The organism is uncultured Haliea sp., assembly GCF_963973825.1.
In the GTDB taxonomy this organism is placed as follows: Bacteria; Pseudomonadota; Gammaproteobacteria; order Pseudomonadales; family Halieaceae; genus Haliea.
In genome coordinates this window covers 86247-101351 of sequence record NZ_CAXBAE010000011.1, presented here as the reverse complement: position 1 = coordinate 101351, position 15105 = coordinate 86247, and the positions used below count along the sequence as shown (strand labels likewise).

Genomic DNA, 15105 nt, shown 5'->3' with positions numbered 1-15105 from the left:
CACGCCACCCATAGGCGCGGTCAGCGCAACAGCAGCAGCGTCATTTCGGCCTGGCTCAGCATGCGTGTGGTGTTGCTGCCGACAAAGAACTGGCGAATGCGCGAGTGGCCCCAGGCCCCCATGACCATCAGGTCCACCTGTTGCTCCCGGTGGTAGCGGTTCAATGTGGACTGCACGTCCCCCTCAAGCGTCGCGACGGTGACCGCAAAGCCGGCGGCCTGCAGTGCCCCGGTCGCTTCGGCAACCTGTCGCCGCTGGTCCTCGGTCAGCGGCCCCACTGAGACCAGGTGGCAGGGCAAGCCCGCCAGCAGGGGGCTGCCGGCCACCCGGTCCAGGGCTTTCTGCGCGGTCGCGCTGCCGTCGAAGGCAATCATGAAGGAGCGCGGCGGACGGAATACCTGCAGCGTCACCAGAATGGGTCGCTGGATCCGGCGCACAACGCTTTCGAGGTGTGAGCCAATGGCGTTGGCCTCGGCGGCATGATCCTCGCCCTGACGCCCGAGGATGACCAGTCGCGTGTCATCTTCAAGGTCCGCCAGCGTACTCACCAGATCACCGTGACGCTGGCGCTGCGTCACCTCGGCGGCGCCCGCCCGGCGGGCGACGGCCTCGGCTGCCTGCAGCAGGTGCTTGCCGTGCTCCAGCGCCAGCCGCTCCCGGCGCTCGTCCAGTGCGGTGAGCTCCTCCAGCAGGTGCTCGCGACTGCCCAGGCCGATGGCGCCTGAGAGATCTGCTGCGGGCGGCGTGGCAGGTTTCTCCAGGGCGTGCAACAGGGTCAGTGGTTGCGCCAGGCGCTGGCTGGCCCAGGCCCCGGCGAGGCTGATGGCTTCGGTGCTGGCTGAGCCGTCAATGCAGGCAATGATGGTGTGCATAGGGCAATCTCCCGGTCAGTGCCCCGCCAGCAGCGGGTCGCTGGCATCGGGTTTGTCGTGTACGCCGAAGCGGTCGACGATGGTGGCGCTGGCGGCGTTCATGCCGATCACCTCCACGGCCGCCCCCTCGCGGCGGAACTTGATCACGACCTTGTCGAGGGCCGACACCGAGGTGATGTCCCAGAAGTGTGCGCCGCTGACGTCGATAGTGACACGCTCCAGCGCTTCCTTGAAGTCGAAGGCCGCGGTGAAGCCATCCGCCGTGGCAAAGAATACCTGCCCGATCACGGTATACACCCGGTGGCCATCGCCTGCATCGGCAGACTGGACCAGCATGAAACGGCTGATCTTGTTGGCGAAAAACAGCGCCGCCAGCAGTACACCAACGAGCACGCCCAAGGCCAAGTTGTGAGTGCTCACTACCACGATAACCGTTGAGACCATAACGATGCTGGAGGACAGTGGGTGGGATTTCAGGTTGCGCAGAGAATCCCAGGAGAAGGTGCCGATGGACACCATGATCATCACCGCGACCAGTGCGGCCATGGGAATCCGGCTGATCCAGTCGTCCAGGAACACCACCATGATCAGCAGTAACATGCCGGCTGCGAAGCAGGACAGGCGGCCCCGCCCCCCGGACTTCACGTTGATTACCGACTGGCCGATCATGGCACAGCCCGCCATGCCGCCCATCAGGCCGGCACCGATGTTGGCGATACCCTGGCCCTTGCACTCGCGGTTCTTGTCGCTCTCGGTGTCGGTGAGATCGTCGATGATGGTTGCTGTCATCATCGACTCCAGCAGGCCCACCACCGCCAGCGCCGCGGCGTAGGGAAAAATGATGCCCAGGGTTTCCAGTGTCAGGGGCACATCTGGCCACAGGAAAACCGGCAGCGTATCCGGCAGTTCTCCCATATCCCCTACGGTGCGGATATCCAGGCCCAGCAGGAGCGCGACGGCCGTCAGGGTGAGAATGCACACCAGCGGCGAAGGCACCAGCTTGCCGACGACGGGCAGCCAGGGGAACAGGTAGATAATGCCCAGCCCGCTGGCCGTCATGGCGTAGACATGCCAGGTCACCCCGGTCAGCTCCGGCAGCTGGGCCATGAAGATCAGGATTGCCAGGGCGTTCACAAAGCCGGTGACCACCGAGCGTGAAACGAAGCGCATCAGTGAGCCCAGTTTCAGGTAGCCCGCGAGAATCTGCAGCACGCCAGTCAGCACGGTGGCCGCCAGCAGGTATTCCAGGCCGTGCTCCTTGACCAGGGTAATCATCAACAACGCCATGGCACCCGTGGCGGCGGAGATCATCCCCGGTCGGCCCCCGGTGAAGGCGATGACCACGGCGATACAGAAGGAGGCGTAGAGCCCCACCTTCGGGTCGACACCGGCGATGATGGAAAAGGCGATGGCCTCGGGTATCAGCGCCAGTGCCACGACCAGCCCGGCGAGCAGGTCGCCACGTATGTTACCCAGCCAGTCCTGTTTCAGAGTATCAAGCATGCTGTCTGTCTTCTTGCCTGCGGTGAGTGACGGCCGAACGCGACGACACCCGGGTGATGTGTTTCCCGGTGTGAGACGGCCGTGGTGGAAGGGGGCGGATTATCCGGCAAGCCGCCGCATGTGACCACCGCGATGTGAACTTGTACCGGGATCGGTCAGGCGACCACCCTGCGCGGGCTTGTGCCTCGCGCTAGGGCTCGTGGTTTTCCACGTCGCTCGGCCCGGCCTGGCGCGGCCCGGCCTGGCGCGGCCCGACCGAACGCGGCCCGACCTGCCCCTGCTCCAGGGCGGCGGTCAGCAGGCGCAGCTGTCTCTGCACATCATCCAGCTGTTGGGCGATGAGGTCGCGTTCATCGTGCGCCTGCTGGGCTTCGCGGGCGTTCTGTTCAGCGGTCATCACACCCAGCACGGCGCCGACCATCATGTTGAGGAAAATAAACGCGGTGAGAAAAATGAAGGTCAGATAGTAGAACCAGCTCAGCGGATACGCTTCCATCGTGGCGTACATCACGTCGGTCCAGTCCTCGAATGTGGCCACGCGAAACAGTGTGAGCATGGCAATCGCCACGTCCCCCCACAGCGTTTCGTCCACCTCCGCGAACAACATGGAGCCGACCGCAGCGTAGATGTAGAAAATGATGAACATGAGCAGGGCGATATAGCCCATGCGCGGTATCGCCTTGAGCAGCGAATTGATCAGGAAGCGCAGTTCCGGCACCACCGACACCAGACGCAGGACCCGGAACACCCGCAGCAACCGTCCCAGCAGCACGGCCTGTGAGTTGTCCAGCGGAATCAGGCTGCCGATCACCACCAGGGTATCGAAAATGTTCCAGCCATCGCGGAAAAAGCGGCGCTTGTCGGGGCAGGCGGCGAAGCGAAAGAGGATTTCCACCAGGAAAAACAGGGTAATGGCGGTATCCATAATACCCAGGGTGCGCTCCGCCAGTGGCGGCAGATCGTAGGTTTTGGCGCCGATGGTTAATGCCGACAGGAGAATGATGGCGATCACGGCGCCCTGGAAGATACGGCTGGATTCTATACGCCGCAGCAGCCCGGAGCCGGAGGACGAAAGGGAAGCGCTGGACATGGGGCCTTGCCTGAGTCAGTCGGTGTGCGCCGATTCTAGAGTGCCGCAGGGGACTTGAACAGGCGGGAGACGGCGGAGCAGGGCCGTCCGGACCCGCTTGTGCTCAAGCGCCTCAGCGCTTGCAGCTGTCGATCTCGTTCTGCGAGAGCCCCAGGTCCCGCGCCGCCTGCTCGAAGTCCTCTCTGGTCGCATTGGCGTCGGCGATGTCCCGGCTGGCTTCGGAGATGTCACTGGCGATGTCGCTGCTGCCGCCGTAGCGTGACGCGGTACGTGAGACTGTGTTGAACAGGCTCATCAGCCCCTGCTTCTGCTTTCTCGCCTGCTCGGCTTCGGCGATTTTGCGTTGCAGGCATTCCTGCTCGGTTTCCACCGGTGCCGCGGCCTGCGCCGGCGAGCCACCGCTGTTCACTCTGGACTTGAGGATGCCAGCCAGCTGCGGGCTGGCGCTGCCGGTCACCTCCAGCTGGTTGTCGGCCTGAAACTGTGAAATGGCAATCTGCGTTTCCACGGTTTCCACGCCATCTACCGGCCCAGGTTGATAGCCTAGCGCCGCCAGATCCGTCTCGATGCTCTGGATCAGCGGGTCGGCCTGCGCCGCCGCAATCATCAGCGGCAGTGTGAAAACGGCGAGTGCACTCGCCAGGGTGCGGCTCACGGTTGTGTGTGGTGCGCGCGGCTGAAGCATGGTGTGGTCCCCTCTTTTCTGCTGCCCGGCGGGCCAGTGTTGCGGCGGAGCGCTGACCAGAGGGTTCACCCGGCTCCCGTCAGCTCGCGGATGATGATACTCCAGTGGTCGAGTGCCTCGTCAAACGCTTTGATCGGCACACGCTCATTCAGGCCGTGGGCGTACATCTCGTCCGGGTTCATGAAAATGCTGCCTACGCCCCAAGTGGGGATGCCGGCGTTGCGGAAATGCATGGCATCGGTGCCGCCGGACGACATGTAGGTGATCAGTCGCAGGTCGGGGTGGCGACTGTGCACCGCCTTGCTCACCGCTGACAGCACGTCCGCGCGCAGCTCGGAAATCGGGCTTTCGGTGACCTCGGTGAGCAGTTCGAATTCAGCGCCGCTGTTGGCCACTACCGCTTCCAGCTCGGCCTGGATGTCGGCGGCCTTGACGCCGGGGAAGATCCGGCAGTTGACCGTCGCGGTGGCGGACTGGGGCAGGGCGTTCTCGGCGTGTCCGGCGCGCAGCATGGTGACCACGCAGGTGGTGCGTGTGGAGCCGACGTAGGACGGCTCGGTGCGCAGCCGCTCGGCAGCGTGTTCATCATCGGGGTTGTAGGCAAAACGCACCATGGTTTCACCGAGTTCTCCGCCCAGCTGTTCGCCGATATTCTGGAAATAGGACAGCGTCATCTCGCTCCACATCACCGGGAACCGGTGCGCCTCTATCGCCTTGATAACATCGGCCAACTCGTAGATGGCGTTGTCGTCCCGTGGCCGGCTGCTGTGGCCACCGGGGTTGCGCACGGTGATTTCCCAGGTGGCATAGGTTTTTTCCGCTGCCTGGATCTTGTAGCTCACCGCATCGCCGTTGCTGTCGAGGTCGCCGCCGCCGGCGTCGGAATTGAGGGCGAACTCGGCCTCGGCGAGTTCCGGCATCTCGGAAGCCATCATGCGTGTGGTGGTCATGCCGCTCTCTTCGTCACCGGAGAACGCGAGGATGAGGTCGCGGTCCGGCACGAAACCCTCGCGCCGCAGACGGATGAACGTCGCGGTGAGCTGTGCAACACCAAATTTGTTGTCGATGCTGCCACGGGCGTAATAGTTCACCGCATCCTGGGTCAGGGTGAAGGGTGGACGCTCCCAGTCCGCTGCCAGGGCCTCCACAACATCCAGGTGGCCGAGCAACAGGATGGGCTTGCGGCCGGCGCTGCCGTCGCCGCGATAGGTGGCGATGAGTGTGGCGAATTCGCCTTTCGGCACCACCCGCACGTCCTCCTCGGAAAAGCCCGCAGCGATCAGCTCATCGGCGAGATACCGGGCAACGCGGGGTGTATTGCCCTGCGCCTTGGAGGTATCCACCTCGACAATGGTCTTGTAGATCTCGAACGCCTTGCGCGCATGGGTCTCGTCTGCTTGTGCGGCGGTCTGGCTCGCGAGCAGTGCGAGGCAGGCGCTGCACGCCAGCTTTTTGAGTGACATCGTGTGCTCTCCACAGAGTGTTGTGAAAAAGGTTAGCACATTCGCGCGGCCGCACCGCTGGTCGTCTGCAGGTTTTGGCGTATGCTTGTCGGGTAGACGTCGAGGACCCCCGTGAACAGTACGCCCCCCACCACCCAGCGGCGCAATGTCTGGCTGCGCGACACGCTTTCGCGTTCGCGCCGCGACGCTGTGTCCAGTTCCATGATGACCGGCATTTGCGACAACTACCTCGGTGCCTTCGCCATATCCCTGCGCGCCAGCCTGGCACAGATGGGCTGGTTGATGGCCGCCCCGCAGCTGGCAGGGGCGCTGTTCCAGCTGCTGTCGGTGTGGCTCTGCCCGCGTTTTTCCCGGCGCCGGGCAATCGTCACCGGCGTGGTCCTGCAGGCGCTGGCGGTGCTGGGGATGGCGCTGATAGCGTTTATCCGCCCCGACAACGCCGTCACCTGGTTGATCGTGTTGGCGGTGCTCTACCAGGCCAGCGCCAACTTCGTGCAGCCGCAGTGGCGCAGCTGGATGGGCAGCGTGGTGCCGCCACGGCGCCGCGGGGCCTTCTTTGCGGGGCGCACGCGCCTGACCATGATCACCAGCTTCGCCGTGTTTGCGGGCGGCGGTGCGCTGCTCGGCCTGTTCCAGCGTTTCGAGCTGGCCTGGCTGTGTTTTGGTGCACTGTTCCTGCTCGCCGCAGCGGGCCGCGGCGCTTCCGCACACCAGCTACGGCGCATGCACGACCCGGATCACAGCAGCGTGCCTGGCGCCATATCCTTTACGGCTACCCTGCACCGTGTGCGCGATGCCTTCCGCGACAAGACCTTTTACCAGTACAGCCTGTTCATTGCCGGCATGCAGTCTGCCGTGGCAATTTCCGCACCCTTTTTCAGTGTGTACATGCTGCGCGACCTGAATTACAGCTACTGGCAGTTTTCCGCCAATACCGGCATCGCCATCCTCACACAGTTCTTCACCCTGTCGGTCTGGGGGCGTATCTGTGACCGCTGGGGCAACCGCTGGGTCATGGTGTCCAGCAGCCTGCTGCTGCCGGTAGTGCCTGCGTTGTGGCTGGTATCCAGCGACTTCACTTACCTGCTCGCGGTGCAGGTGCTGTCGGGGCTGGCCTGGGGGGGCTTCACCCTCAGCACCGCCAACTACCTCTACGACCTGCGGCCACCGCGGTCGGATTTTGCGAGCTATGCGGCGGTGCAGTCTTCGCTGGGCGCGGTCGGCATTTTTTGTGGCGCCCTGTTCGGTGGTTATCTGGCCGGGCACCTCTCGGATCTCGCGGCATGGCTCCCGGAAAGCTGGCAGCCGCTGCATCCGGTCGTGCTGATTTTCCTTGTATCGGGCCTGCTGCGGGGCATTATTCTTGCCTGGTTCATTCCCCGCTCGGTGGAGCTGCGCGTGCGCCAGCGCCCTGACCTGCTGCAGGTGGTTTACCGGATTTCGCGCTTCACCCCGGGTGCAGGCATTGTGTTGGACTGGCTGACGGTAACGCGCAAGCGACGCGACTGAGGCTATACTCAGGGAGAAGGGCGCGGAGGGCGCCCCTGCAACCGACCGGGAGTAAGCACTGCATGCATCAATTGAGTGGACTCGACGCGACGTTTCTGTACGCAGAGATGAACAATTCGCCGATGCACATCGCGCCCCTGCTGATTTACGACCCCGCCACCACCGGCCGCGATGTCGTGCGTTTCAAGGACATTCTCGCCACCTTCGCGGAGCGGCTGGATCGCTCCCCCGTATTCCGGCGCAAGCTGGCGATGGTGCCGCTGAACCTGGACCAGCCCTACTGGGTAGACGATGACCGTTTCGACCTCGAGTTCCACGTGCGCCATATCGCCCTGCCGAAGCCCGGTGACTGGCGCCAGCTGTCGATTCTGGCGGCACGGCTTCACGCCCGGCCGCTGGACCGGGCGCGCCCGCTCTGGGAGGCCTACATCATCGAAGGCCTGGACAACGTGGCAGGGCTGCCGCCGGGCTGTTACGCCATGCTGCTCAAGGTGCACCATGCGGCGATCGACGGGGCGTCCGGGGTCGAGCTGATTTCTGCACTGCACGACCTGTCTGCCACACCGCCGCCGCCGCGCCCGGTGGCGCCCCCCTTGCTGGACCCTGCGCCCAGTACGGCCGAAATGCTCTGGCGGGCCTACAAGGTCAACATGAAAGCGCCGTTTCGACTGGCGCGCATGGTTGGGCAGGGCATTCCCGCCTGGCGTCGCGTGCACGAGGGGGTCAAGGCGAAGAAGTTTCGTACACTGGGTGACAAGGAGCGCACCCGCTTCAATGCAGCCGTGTCGCCGCACCGGGTATTCGGTGCAGTGGATTTTGACCTCGCCGTGATTCGCCGGGCGCGTGAAGCGGTGCCGGGGGCGACGGTCAACGATGCCATCCTGAGCATCGTCGGCGGCGCGCTGCGCCAGTACCTGATGGACAAGCAGGAACTGCCTGCGAAGAGCTTGGTGGCGGGGGCGCCGGTGAATGTCCGCAGTCGCGACGAGGCGCACAGCGGTGGCAATCAGGTATCGATGATGACCATCCCGCTGGGCTCGGACGTTGCGGAGCCCCTGGAACGCCTGCGCAGCGTGCACCGGGACGCGGTGGGCTCCAAGGCCTACCACGAGGCGGTCGGGGCGCGCTTCATGACCGACATGACCCACAGCCTGCCGGCGGAACTCGCCGCCCTGGGCGTGCGCGCGGCACTGGGTTCGGGGCTTATGGCGGGCATGAAGCCGATCTTCAATACGATCGTGACCAATGTGCCAGGCCCGCAGGTGCCTCTGTATATGTGTGGTGCGCACGTCGTGCGCAGCTACGGCCTCGGCCCCTGCATTGACAATATGGGGTTGTTCCATGCGGTCACCAGCTACGACGGGCAGATTGCTGTGTCGTTCCAGGCCTGTCGCGCGATGATGCCGGACCCGGGCTTCTACGAGCAGTGCCTGCAGCGCGCCTATGCGGACTTGCAGGCAGCGGCGGAAGCGCCGCGGAAGAAACCCGCGGCCAGGCGCAAAAAAGCGGCGGGTAAGACGCAGCCTCGCGTCACCAGGACGCGCAAGGAAAGCGTGCCCAAGGCGAAGTCAAAGGCCACAGCAAAAGCGAAGGCGCGTCCGCGCAAGCGGCCCGCCTAGTTACTGGCGTTCAGGCACGGGTGAGCGGTGAATGGGGGCGCTCAGGGTGCCGTCGCGGTCGATGCGCCAGGGGGCCCCTTCACACACGGCGTAGTTGCGGCAATCGGGGGTGCAACCGCGGCAGGGCAGCCGGGGGTGTTGTGTCTCTGCGGTATTCCTCGTTGTCATTCAGCACTCTCCTGAGTCTCGCGCAGTATACGGCATTTGCCCGCGCTCCGATCAGCGCAGGCACGGTTAGCCGCTGCGGGCGAGCAGGTGGCAGGCCGCCGCGTGGTTGCCTGTCAGCGGTGCCAGCCCGGGTTCGGCCTCGCTGCATCGCGGCTCAGCGCGGGGACAGCGCGGATGAAAGCTGCAACCCGTGGGTGGGTTGATGGGCGAAGGTACGTCCCCCCGCAGCACATCGCGCTGTGCCTTGCGGTGCGGGTCCGGCACGGGTATGGCCGAGATCAGGCTCTGCGTGTAGGGGTGGCTGGCCTCCCGGTAGAGTGTTTCGCTGGGGGCCGTCTCCACGATTTTGCCCAGGTACATGATCGCAACCCGGTCTGAAACGTGCTTGACCACCGCCAGGTCGTGGGCGATGAACAGGTAGGCGAGGTTGAATTCGCGCTGCAGGTCGACCAGCAGGTTGAGAATCTGGCTTTGGATGGACACGTCCAGTGCCGATACCGGCTCATCGCAGATCACCAGCCTGGGGTTCAGGGCGATGGCCCGTGCAATGCCGATACGCTGTCGCTGACCCCCGGAGAATTCAAAGGGAAAGCGCGTGGCCGAGCGGGCGGGCAGGCCGACGATGTTCAGCAGCTCCGCGACGCGTTTGCGGCGCCAGACGCGGTCGCCGATACGGTGCACGATGAACGGTTCTTCAAGGATATCGCCCACGGTGTGCCGCGCATTCAGTGACTCCATGGGGTCCTGGAAAATCATCTGGATGTCCTGCCGGAGTGGGCGCAGGGTGCGGGGCCGCATGTGCGTGATGTCCTCGCCGGCGAAGCGGATACTGCCGCCGGTGGGCGTGTAGAGCCGCGTGATGCAGCGCCCCAGGGTCGATTTGCCACAGCCAGATTCACCGACCAGACCCAGTGTTTCCCCCGGATTGATGGTGAATGACACGCCATCCACGGCGCGGTTGAAGGCCCGGGCACGCAGGAACAGACCCTCGCGCACCGGGAAGTGCATCTGCAGGTTGCTGACTTCCAGCAGGGGCGCGCTCACAGTTCTTGCCACCGCAGGCAGCTGACCGCGTGGCCGGCCGCCACCTGCTCAGGTGCCGGAAGCTGCTCCCGGCAGCGGTCCACGGCAAAGGTGCAGCGGTTCTCGAAGCGGCAGCCCAGCGGCAGGTCGCGCAGACCGGGCACCATGCCCTCTATCACGCCGAGGCGCGACTTTGCCTCAGTCTCCAGCCGCGGTATCGAGGCCAGCAGACCGCGCGTGTAGGGGTGGGCCGGCCGGTCGAAGATGTCAAACACGGAGCCCTGCTCCGCGACCTTGCCGGCGTACATCACCACCACCTGTTCGCAGGTTTCCGCGATCACGCCGAGATCATGGGTGATCATGATCACCGCCATCCCCATCCGCTTCTGCAGGTCGGCGATCAGCTCTAGTATCTGGGCCTGAATGGTGACATCCAGCGCCGTGGTGGGTTCGTCGGCGATCAGCAGGTCCGGCTCGCAGGCCAGCGCCATGGCAATCACCACCCGCTGGCGCATGCCGCCGGACAGCTGGTGGGGGTATTCGCCCAGGCGCAGGTCCGGCGATGGAATGCCTACCCGGTCGAGCATGTCGGCGGCGGCGCGCAGCGCGTTGGCCGGCTCGCAGACCTTGTGCAGCAGCATGCCCTCGGTGAGCTGGCGGCCGATGGTATGCACCGGGTTCAGAGCCGTCATGGGCTCCTGGAAGACCATGCCGATGCGCCGCCCGCGAATCTTCTGCATGGCGGGAATATCGAGCCGGGCGAGGTCGGTACCCTGGAACCGCAGGCTGCCGCCCGCAATCCGACCCATGGGCTGCGGCAGCAGGCGCATGATCGACAGCGCCGTCACGCTCTTGCCGCAGCCGGACTCGCCGACGATTCCCAGCGTGGCCCCGGCTTCCACCGTGAAGCTGACGCCGTCCACCGCGCGCACCAGGCCCTCATCGGTGGCGAATTCGGTGATCAGCTGGTCGACCTCAAGCAGTGCCACGGCCGGCTACTCCGCCCATTGGTCATGGACGCGGATGACGGGGTCGAAACGCGTGCCGTCGCGACGGGCAGCCTCGGTCTCTGCCTTCATATCGGTGTCGATCCAGTGCACGAAGGCCTCGCCAGGCCCCTGCGCGTGCTTGTGCGAGAAACCCTCGGGGTAGCGCAGCCAGCGCCAGTGGCCGATGCGGAAAAAGCCCTGGTAGAACCCGGGCACGAAGGAGGCGTGCTCGTGGTGCATTTCCGTCATCCGGTGTGCCAGCTGGATCATCTCATCGCGGTCGCTGGAGCGCCGATAGCGTTCAATCAGCTGATCCATTTCCAGAATTGCAAAGCTTTCCAGGTTGTTGGTCTGGGTCTTCAGTTTGCGTTCGGGATTGACACTGCCATCGTCCAGGAAGGCCCTGTCGTAGGCGTTGTCCGAGTGATAGTGCTCCCAGAAGCGGGGGTACAGTTCCAGGAACACGCCAAAGGCGGTGAAGAAGATGTCGTGTTGTTTTTCCTGCACCTTCTTCCAGCCTACGGTGCCATCGAGCACTTCAATGCGCAGATCAAGGCCCGCCTTGGCCGCTTCCTCGCGCAGGATGGTCAGCACATCGCGCAGGCTCTCGTAGCCGGTGGAGAGCGTGAAGGCCAGTCGCTGGCCCTGGTCATTGACCAGAATACCGTCGGCGCCACGCTCGGTGAAACCCGCCGCCGCAAAGTGCGCCTGGGCCTTGCTGATGTCGAAGGTGCGTGCGGTGATGGTGGGGTGGGTGAACTCACCGAAGCCTTCCTGCCCGGTGTTCATGCGCGTGTTGTCACCGCGGAAGAACTTCTCGATCACCAGCTCCCAGTTCGTGGCGTAATTGATGCCCAGCCGGATATCGCGGTCACTCAGCAGCGGCTGGGCTGTGTTGATCCACAGGCCGAAATTGGGCCGCGGGCGCTGGTTGTAGTACATCACCTTGTGAATGTACCCGGCCTGGATGTCCGGGTCGCTGTCTGGCAGCTTCTCATACCAGTATTCCGCAAGACCCAGCCCGAACTGGTCGATATCGCCGCGCTTGAAAGCTTCGAAGGTCTTGGCGTCGTCGCGAATAACCGTGAACTGGATACGGTCCGGATTGAAGCGGTAGCGCCAGTATTTTTTGTCCTTTGCCCACCAGTCCTTGTTGCGTGTGAGGGCGATGGAGCGCCCCTTGCGCACGTCCTCCGGGCGAATGATGTAGGCGCCGGGCGTGGGTTCGAATTCCCACTGGTAGCGCTCGCTGAAGTCGTCACCCATGTCGGTGTAGAAGTGCTGGGGAATAGGCCGCAACAGGAGCACGCGCTCATCGAGGTCCGGCTTCAGTTCGCGGGTGGTGATGGAGATGGTGTAGTCATCGTAGCGGGTGATGTTGGTGTAGGTCGTGCTGTAGAAGTTGTTGTACCAGGGCGCCATGATGTAGGGCGAGCGGTAGAACCAAAACATGAACAGGTAGTCGTCCGCGGTGACGGGCTCGCCATCGGAGAACCGTGCAGCCGGGTCCAGCTTGACGTACACCGTGCGCGCTGCCTCATCAATGGCCCAGGATTCTGCCAGCCCGGGATACAGGTCGCGGGTTTCCGGGTGCAGGTGGGCCATGGTCATGCCCGTGTCGTCGAGTAGATAGGCGCGGAAGCCGCCGTTGGAATCCGGGCCCACGGTGCGCAGGGTGCGCGGAAAGTCCTGCATGGCGGCGTTCTGCGTACCGCCCTTGATGGCGTCCGGCGAGCCGATCTCCGGCAGGTGGTTGTTGTTCTCCCACACCAGGTCCGGGGGCAGGTCTGCCGGGGTCTTGAAACTGAAGAAATCCGGGTTGGCGGCGTAGTAGGCCTCCACCTCGGCGGTGACCCCCGCCAGCCCGTCGGCGCTGCCCGCGGTATCTGTGGGCTCCCGGGATGACTCGCCGCAGCCTGCAACGCACAGGCTGAATAACAGGCAGTACAGGGTCTTTTTCATGGCGGATTCCTCATGTGCGTTGTCCCTAGCGGTAAACAGAGAAGGTTTTGGGATCAAAAGACTCGCGTATGGCTTCACCGATAAACGTCACCAGCGTCAGCAACGCGACCAGCGTGCCGAACGCGGAAATGACAATCCACGGTGCCGTGCGCAGGTTGGCAGTGCCCTGCTTGAGCAACTCGCCCAGGCTGGGTGTGGGTACGGGCAGGCCGAAGCCGAGAAAATCGAGTGCCGTGATGGCGGAAATGGCCGCCACCACCGTGAAAGGCATGAAGGTGATGAGTGTCGACAGCACGTTGGGCATGATGTGGCGGAAGATGATGCGCGTGTTGGAGGCGCCAATGATGCGCGCGGCGGCCACATAGTCCCGGGCCTTCTCCTTGTAGGTTTCCGTGCGCATGTAATAGGTCATCCCCGTCCAGGAAAACAGCACCATCACCAGCAACAGAATGCCGATGCGAGTCGGTACTGCGACGGTTGAGGGGATGACGGAAAAGATGATGATGACCATGTACAGAAAAGGCACATTGGACCAGATTTCGATGACGCGCTGCAGTACCAGGTCGAAAACGCCGCCGAAGTAGCCCATGGCACAGCCGATGGCAATGCCGATCAGGTAGACGGAGAGCGTGAAGCCGAGTGCGAATAGCAGCGCGATGCGTGTGCCGTAGAACAGCCGCGCAAGGATGTCCCGGCTGGTGGTGTCCGTACCCAGGTAGTGCTGTGACGCGGCACTGGGTGGCTGCGGCCGGAACACGCCGCCGGCGGCATTGTTCTCATAGGGGTTGTAGGGCACCAGGGGCAGCAGCACCCAGTTACCCTCATCGGCCTCGTCGAAACGGGCCTGCAGATCCCGGTAGTTGGTCTCGTAGTCGTAGTCGAGGCCAAAGTCGGTGCCGGGATGGAAGTCGCCATAGGTGGGGAAGTAGAGCTCGCCCTGATAACTCACCACCAGCGCCCGGCTGTTGATCAGCAACTCACCACAGGCCAGCAGGGCGGAGAGACCCACCAGAATCAGGAAGCTGTAGTAGCCCCGCTTGATCTGGCGGAAGCGCCGCAGCTTCTTTTGTGTTTGGGGCGTGAGTGCAAACATGGCCTACTGGAACCGTATCCGCGGGTCGACCAGTGCGACCAGGATGTCCGAGATAATGTTGCCGATCAGCAGCAGCAGGCTGGCCAGCAACACCACGCCCATGACCACCGGATAGTCGCGATCGAGAATGGCCGTCAGGCCGAGCAGGCCAAAACCGTCGATATCGAAGATGGTTTCAATCAGGAAGGAGCCGGACACCAGCAGGGTGATGTTCTGCCCGAAGGTGGTCGCGATGGGGATCAGGGAGTTGCGCACCGCGTGGCGCGTGACCGACTGCCGGAAGGACACCCCTTTGGCGATCGCGGTGCGTATGTAGTCCGCCGCCAGGTTGTCCATCAGATGGTTCTTGAGCAGCAGCGTGACCAGGGCGAAGCTGCCCACCAGGTAGCAAATCAGTGGCAGTACGGAGTGGCGCAGCAGGTCCAGGGCCTGTGCGCCCAGCGACAGGTCGCGGAAGTCGTAGCTCACAAAGCCGCCCATGGGGAACCACTCCAGGCGCACTGAAAACAGCAGTATCAGCAGCGAGCCGAGGGCGTAGCCGGGTATCGCGTAGCCGACAAAGATAAGCACCGAGCTGATATTGTCGACAAAGGTGCGGTGGCGTATGGCCTTGAGAATGCCCAACGGTATGCAGACTGCGTAGGTGATCACCAGGGTCACCAGCCCGTAATACAGCGATACCGGGAAGCGCTCGCTGATGACGTCCCACACTGGCTCGTTGTAGCGATAGGAACTGCCCAGGTCGCCGCGCAGCACCTTGCCCAGCCAGGCGGCGTAGCTTTGCAGCACTGGCTTGTCGAAGCCGTAGTATTCCCGCAGCCGGTCGAGTTGTGCCTCCGAGATGGCCATGCCCTGGCCCGCCATCTGGGCGCCGCCGCCGGAGAGGCTCATCTGCTGGGTTTCCATGATGGCCCGTTCCAGTGGTCCACCGGGTACCAGGCGGGTGATGGCGAAGACGATGATGGTCACGCCAATCAGTGTGGGCGGGACGAGCAAGAGGCGTCTGAGAAAATAGTCGCGCATGCGATGTCCGGTGGAGCCCCTGTGGTGTTGCCTGCCGAGTAGTGCAGCGGCGTGAATCCGGATGGTGCCACAAAGGCACCGCGGGGCAAAGCATATCGGCTGCCGC

Annotated in this window: 13 protein-coding genes; 2 read left to right on the top strand and 11 right to left on the bottom strand. The window is 63.9% G+C overall.

What is annotated here, in order from left to right; translation table 11 throughout:
• Positions 1-20: 20 nt before the first annotated feature.
• The 5 genes from AACZ17_RS13265 to AACZ17_RS13245 all read right to left on the bottom strand — a co-directional run bounded on the left by AACZ17_RS13265 (position 21) and on the right by AACZ17_RS13245 (position 5613).
• On the bottom strand, positions 21-872 hold the full coding sequence (locus AACZ17_RS13265) for a universal stress protein (protein WP_290741938.1): 852 nt from the start codon (positions 870-872) through the stop codon (positions 21-23).
• A 15-nt stretch (positions 873-887) separates the two neighbouring features.
• The gene (locus AACZ17_RS13260) at positions 888-2375 is read right to left on the bottom strand and encodes a SulP family inorganic anion transporter (RefSeq protein WP_290741936.1); all 1488 of its coding nucleotides are present in this window, start codon (positions 2373-2375) and stop codon (positions 888-890) included.
• Positions 2376-2565: 190 nt separating this feature from the next.
• Positions 2566-3465, bottom strand: a complete 900-nt coding sequence (locus AACZ17_RS13255; RefSeq protein ID WP_290741934.1) for an ion transporter — start codon at positions 3463-3465, stop codon at positions 2566-2568.
• Between the two features lie 112 nt (positions 3466-3577).
• Complete coding sequence (locus tag AACZ17_RS13250) at positions 3578-4150, bottom strand: peptidoglycan-binding protein (protein ID WP_290741932.1); 573 nt, start codon at positions 4148-4150, stop codon at positions 3578-3580.
• A 65-nt stretch (positions 4151-4215) separates the two neighbouring features.
• A complete protein-coding gene (locus AACZ17_RS13245; RefSeq protein WP_290741930.1) occupies positions 4216-5613 on the bottom strand; it encodes a M20/M25/M40 family metallo-hydrolase in 1398 nt (465 codons plus the stop codon).
• A gap of 111 nt (positions 5614-5724) precedes the next feature.
• Here AACZ17_RS13245 and AACZ17_RS13240 point away from each other — a divergent pair, with 111 nt between their 5' ends.
• Together AACZ17_RS13240 and AACZ17_RS13235 are read left to right on the top strand one after the other, a co-directional pair.
• Positions 5725-7122 carry an MFS transporter gene (locus AACZ17_RS13240; RefSeq protein WP_290741928.1) on the top strand — a complete coding sequence of 466 codons (1398 nt, stop codon included), beginning with the start codon at positions 5725-5727 and terminating at the stop codon, positions 7120-7122.
• A 62-nt stretch (positions 7123-7184) separates the two neighbouring features.
• A complete protein-coding gene (locus AACZ17_RS13235) occupies positions 7185-8741 on the top strand; it encodes a wax ester/triacylglycerol synthase family O-acyltransferase (protein ID WP_290741926.1) in 1557 nt (518 codons plus the stop codon).
• Here the strand turns inward: AACZ17_RS13235 and AACZ17_RS13230 are convergent, their stop codons facing one another.
• The 6 genes from AACZ17_RS13230 to AACZ17_RS13205 all read right to left on the bottom strand — a co-directional run bounded on the left by AACZ17_RS13230 (position 8742) and on the right by AACZ17_RS13205 (position 14999).
• Positions 8742-8909, bottom strand: coding sequence for a hypothetical protein (locus tag AACZ17_RS13230; protein WP_290741924.1), 168 nt, complete (start codon positions 8907-8909; stop codon positions 8742-8744).
• Positions 8910-8975: 66 nt separating this feature from the next.
• Positions 8976-9953 carry an oligopeptide/dipeptide ABC transporter ATP-binding protein gene (locus AACZ17_RS13225; protein WP_290741922.1) on the bottom strand — a complete coding sequence of 326 codons (978 nt, stop codon included), beginning with the start codon at positions 9951-9953 and terminating at the stop codon, positions 8976-8978.
• Positions 9950-10921, bottom strand: coding sequence for an ABC transporter ATP-binding protein (locus AACZ17_RS13220; protein ID WP_290741920.1), 972 nt, complete (start codon positions 10919-10921; stop codon positions 9950-9952). The genes AACZ17_RS13225 and AACZ17_RS13220 overlap by 4 nt, the downstream gene beginning before the upstream one ends.
• Positions 10922-10927: 6 nt before the next feature.
• Positions 10928-12883 (bottom strand): extracellular solute-binding protein, encoded by a 1956-nt coding sequence (locus AACZ17_RS13215; RefSeq protein ID WP_290741918.1) that lies wholly within the window; start codon positions 12881-12883, stop codon positions 10928-10930.
• 25 nt (positions 12884-12908) lie between these two features.
• Positions 12909-13976 carry an ABC transporter permease gene (locus tag AACZ17_RS13210; RefSeq protein WP_290741916.1) on the bottom strand — a complete coding sequence of 356 codons (1068 nt, stop codon included), beginning with the start codon at positions 13974-13976 and terminating at the stop codon, positions 12909-12911.
• A 3-nt stretch (positions 13977-13979) separates the two neighbouring features.
• Entirely contained in the window at positions 13980-14999 is a 1020-nt protein-coding gene (locus AACZ17_RS13205) for an ABC transporter permease (protein ID WP_290741914.1), read from the bottom strand.
• Positions 15000-15105 lie beyond the last annotated feature (106 nt).